We start from the raw sequence: 4,410 nt of genomic DNA on the forward strand, positions 1-4,410 counted from the left end.
CGCCGGCGGTGTTCCAGCCGCCGGTGGCGGGCTGGGCGAACGGGCGGCCTCCGGTCGGATCGGCCTGGGTGGCATGCGGTCCCGAGATCGAGCCGGATGCCGTCGGGTCGTACCCCGGGGGCCGGTGCTGCGCGTAGGGGAGGGGCTGGGCGTAGGGGAGGGGCTGGGCGTGCGGTGGTGTGCCGGGACGGGCCGGCGGGCCCGCGGGCAGGTCGCCGGGGCCGGAGTCCAGATCGAGCAGGCGTACCGCGCGCTGGCTGACCTCCTCGAGCACGGCGGGCGGCAGCCAGCCGGTGCGTTCGTTGCCGCCGAGGCCGTCGAGGTGTTCGAGCAGCTGTCGCGGGGTCGGGCGCGCGGCGGGATCCTTGGCCAGGCAGGCCGCGACCAGCCCGCGCAGCACCTCGGGGACGGCGTCGACGGCCGGTTCCTCGTAGACGATGCGGAACAGCAGTTGCACGGTGTCGCCGCCGCCGAAGGGGCCCTGCCCGGTCGCCGCGTAGGTGAGCACCCCGCCGAGGGCGAACATGTCGCCCGCAGGCCCGACCGGCTCGCCGGTCACCTGCTCCGGGCACATGAAGGCCGGCGAGCCGATGACCTTGCCGGTGGTGGTCAGCGCGGTGTCCTCCACGGCGCGGGCGATGCCGAAGTCGATCACCTTCGGGCCGTCGATGGCCAGCAGCACGTTCGACGGCTTCAGGTCGCGGTGCACCACGCCCGCCTCGTGCACGGCCACCAGCGCCTCGGCCAGGCCGCGCGCCAGCACGATCAGGCTGCGCTCGCCGAACGGGCCGAACCGGTCGACGGCGTCGTTGAGGGCGATACCGGCCACGTAGCCGGTGGCCAGCCAGGGCGGGTCGGCGTCGACGTCGGCGTCGAGCACCGGCGCGGTGCACGAGCTGCCCACCCGCCGGGCCGCGGCCACCTCCCGCTGGAAGCGGGTGCGGAATTCCGGGTCGGCGATCAGATCGGGGCGGATGACCTTGACCGCGACGGTGCGGCCACCGGCATTGCGGCCCAGATACACCCGCCCCATTCCGCCGACGCCGAGCACGCCGAGGAGCCGGTAGTCGCCGATCCGGCGAGGGTCGTCATGGCCGAGCGGTTGCATCGCGAACGAGGTTCCCTTCGAATAGAACTGCCGAAAGGCTACCCATGCCCGCGCGACGGCCGCGACAGGCATCGCGCCCCCGGGACAACGGCCCGTGTGGCGGGCATGATGGCGCGGTGGCCGGTGAGACGACACCTCTGCGCGTGGTGGTGATGGGCGTGTCCGGCGCGGGCAAGTCGACGGTCGGACGGCGGCTGGCGGCGGCGCTCGGCCTGCCCTTCCTCGAGGGCGACGACTTCCATCCGCCCGCCAACATCGCCGCCATGCGCGCGGGCGACGCGCTCACCGACGCCGACCGCGCGCCGTGGCTGGATCGGCTCGCCGAGGCGCTGGCCGGGGCGCGGGACGGCGCGGTGCTCAGCTGCTCGGCGCTGGCCCGGGCCTATCGGGACCGCCTGCGCGCCGCGACCCCCGAGCTGGTCTTCGTCCACCTCGACGTCGCGGGCGATGAACTCGAGCGGCGGCTGCGGCAGCGCCGCGGGCACTTCATGCCGCCGACGCTGCTCGGCTCGCAGCTGGCGACGCTGGAACCGCTCGCCGCCGACGAGGCCGGCATCGTGCTGGACGGGACGATGCCGCCCGAGGAGCTGGCCGATCGGGCCGTGAGCCTGCTCCGTGCCGGGAAGGGATCGGCTCAGCCGAATCGCGGCGCCGGGCAGTCGCCGGAGGACACCAGCGGCACGCAGATCCCGGTGGCCTCGGAGAACAACAGCCCGCCGCCGTAGACGAGCGCGCCGACGGCGACGGCGGCGAAGACCAGCACCCAGAACAGCGCGGGCAACCGGGTGAGCCCGGCCAGCTGGTCGGCGTCGGAGCCGACCCCACCGGGATTGCCCCAGCGGCGTCTGCGGCCCCGCTGCATCTCGATCCCCGGCCGCAGACCGGCGAACAGCAGGAACCAGGCGGCCAGGTAGGCGAAGGCGGCCTGCACGATGTCGGTGCCGAACCAGGACACCACGACGATCAGCGCGCCGAGCGAGACCACGGTGAAGACGCCGTAGAGATTGCGCACCTTGACCAGCACGGCGGCCAGCAGCGCGATCGAGGTCCACAACATCAGGGTGATCCGGTCGGCGCCGAGCAGCGCGGCGAAGCCCAGCCCCAGCAGCGGCGGCGCCGGATATCCGGCCAGCGCGGTGAGGATCATGCCGGGGCCGTAGGGTTTTCCGCTCGACACCGTGAGCCCGGAGGTGTCCGAGTGCAGGGTGATGCGGTCGAGCCTGCGTCCGGTGAGCAGGGCGGCCAGCGCGTGCCCGCCCTCGTGCACGATCGTGACGACATTGCGGGCCAGCCGCCACAGCGGTCCGTAGGACACCAGCACCAGCGCGAGCGCGGCGGTCACCAGCACCAGCTGCCAGGGCGGCGGTTCCTGGGTGGTGGTGAGCCGGTCCCACAGGGAGGCGCCGCGCTCGAAGAGTTCGTCGGTCTGCACCCGCCGAACCCTAGCGAGCGCGCGCTCGCGCCGCAGCGGTCCGGCGCGGGCTCATCGGACCGAGTGCGCCCGTGTGCGGCGGATCAGCCCGCGGCGAGCACACTCTCGGCCTCGGCCAGCTCGGCCTTCCACCGGCGGAAGCCCTCCTCGGTGCGCCCGCGCCGCCAGTAGCCGGAGATGGACGACGCCCACTGCGCGGGCACCTCGCGCTCGCGGCGGATGTAGCGGCGCAAATCGTGCATGACCGCCCGCGCCTCGCCGTGGATGAACACCTGCACCTGTCCCTCGCGCCAGGGCGCGCTGCGCACCGTCTCGGCGAGCAGTTCGCCCGCCGGGCGGTCGCCACGGTGCAGCCAGGTCAGCTCGATGCCCTCGGGTGCGACCAGCGCGAGCTCGTCGGCCGGGGAGGCCCCCACCACGCAGGCGTGGCCCGCCCCCCCCGCGGGGAAGGGCGCGAGGGCGGCCGCGATGGCGGGCAGCGCGGCCTCGTCGCCCGCGAGCAGGTGCCAGTCGGCGTCCGCGCGCGGCGAGTACGCGCCGCCGGGACCGTAGACGTCCACGGTGGCGCCGGGCGTGACACCGGCGGCCCACGGCCCGCCGATGCCCTCCTCGCCGTGGTGCACGAAGTCGACCGCGATCTCGCCGGTGGCGGGGTCGACCCGGCGGACGGTGTAGGTGCGCAGCACCTCCTGGCCGTCGCGGTCGAAGATGAACTTGACGTAGGAGTCGCTGAACTCGCCGGGGCGGAAATCGGCACTGGTGAAGTACACCCGGATGAGGTGGCCGGTGAGGCGTTCGGAGCGCAGGACCGTGAGGGTGGCGCGTTGGCGGGCCAAGAGAACCTCCGTGACGAGGGGCGGGTGAGGGCTGGGGGGACGAGGGCTGGGGACGGGTACGACCATCGGAATAAGGTTTGCCTAACCAAGGTACCTGGCCCGGGCGCCGCGCGGGATTCGGTTCACCGTGAGAGTTACCGCTGACTGCCCGCGCGCGCCCGCGAGATCATGGCGCCCATGACACAGATCGCTCCCACCCCGACCGACAGCGTGCGCAGGCGCTACCGCGACGCCGGGACCACCGGACCCGCCGACTGGAATCCGACCCTGGCGGTCCTGCACGACCATCGGTCGGTGCGGCGCTATCTGCCCGACGACGTCTCCGACGACACCCTCCGGCTGCTGATCTCGGCCGCCCAGTCCGCCCCGACCTCCTCCAACCTCCAGGTCTGGTCGGTCGTCGCGGTGCGCGACCCGCAGCGCAAGGCCCGCCTGGCCGCCCTGGCCGGCGACCAGGCGCACATCGTGCAGGCCCCGGTGCTGCTGGTGTTCACCGCCGACTTCGCCCGGCTGCGGCAGCTGGCCGCCGACCGGGGCGCGCCACTGGACGGCGCGGACTATCTGGAGTCCAGCTACGTCGGGTTCATCGACGCCGCGCTGGCCGCCCAGAACACCGTCGTCGCCGCCGAGTCCCTCGGCCTCGGCACCGTCTACATCGGGGCCATCCGCAACAAGCCGGAGGAGGTCGCCGCCGAACTCGGCCTGCCGCCCGGCGTGTTCGCCACCTTCGGGCTGGTCGTCGGCCATCCCGACCCCGGCGAAAACGCCCAGGTCAAGCCGCGGCTGCCGCAGCAGGCGGTGCTGCACCACGAGATCTACGACCTGGCCGCTCAGCGCGCGCACGTCGAGGCCTACGAGGCGCGCATCGCCGAGTTCTACGCCGAGCAGCAGCTCGAGCACTCCTGGATCGACCGGGTCCTGAAGCGGCTGGCCTCGGCGGAGAGCCTGTCCGGCCGCGACCGCCTGCGCGGCTCGCTGGAGAAGCAGGGCTTCCCACTGCTCTGATCCCCACTGCTCCGACCCCACTGCTCCGA

5 protein-coding genes are annotated in these 4,410 nt (G+C 73.7%); 2 read left to right on the forward strand and 3 right to left on the reverse strand.

Annotated features, from left to right (window positions below; translation table 11 throughout):
• A partial coding sequence (locus tag QH283_RS21230; protein ID WP_280504729.1) for a serine/threonine-protein kinase occupies nt 1-1,108 on the reverse strand: 1,108 nt, incomplete at its 3' end.
• Nucleotides 1,109-1,224: 116 nt separating this feature from the next.
• Between QH283_RS21230 and QH283_RS21235 the strand changes: the two genes are divergently transcribed.
• Complete coding sequence (locus tag QH283_RS21235) at nt 1,225-1,833, forward strand: gluconokinase (RefSeq protein WP_324246284.1); 609 nt, start codon at nt 1,225-1,227, stop codon at nt 1,831-1,833.
• Here the strand turns inward: QH283_RS21235 and QH283_RS21240 are convergent.
• The gene (locus tag QH283_RS21240) at nt 1,743-2,540 is read right to left on the reverse strand and encodes a M50 family metallopeptidase (RefSeq protein WP_280504730.1); all 798 of its coding nucleotides are present in this window, start codon (nt 2,538-2,540) and stop codon (nt 1,743-1,745) included. The two genes, QH283_RS21235 and QH283_RS21240, sit on opposite strands and share 91 nt — an antisense overlap.
• 83 nt (nt 2,541-2,623) lie before the next feature.
• On the reverse strand, nt 2,624-3,376 hold the full coding sequence (locus QH283_RS21245) for a siderophore-interacting protein (RefSeq protein ID WP_280504731.1): 753 nt from the start codon (nt 3,374-3,376) through the stop codon (nt 2,624-2,626).
• A gap of 177 nt (nt 3,377-3,553) precedes the next feature.
• Between QH283_RS21245 and QH283_RS21250 the strand changes: the two genes are divergently transcribed.
• Nucleotides 3,554-4,381, forward strand: a complete 828-nt coding sequence (locus tag QH283_RS21250; protein WP_280504732.1) for an NADPH-dependent oxidoreductase — start codon at nt 3,554-3,556, stop codon at nt 4,379-4,381.
• Nucleotides 4,382-4,410: the final 29 nt, after the last annotated feature.

Origin of the sequence: Nocardia farcinica (assembly GCF_029867845.1) — a bacterium.
Classification (GTDB): Bacteria; Actinomycetota; Actinomycetes; order Mycobacteriales; family Mycobacteriaceae; genus Nocardia; species Nocardia farcinica_A.

Bases quoted from the DNA above. Each gene is read 5' to 3' on its own strand.
- QH283_RS21250 (WP_280504732.1), top strand. From the start codon at position 3,554: ATGACACAGATCGCTCCCACCCCGACCGACAGCGTGCGCAGGCGCTAC.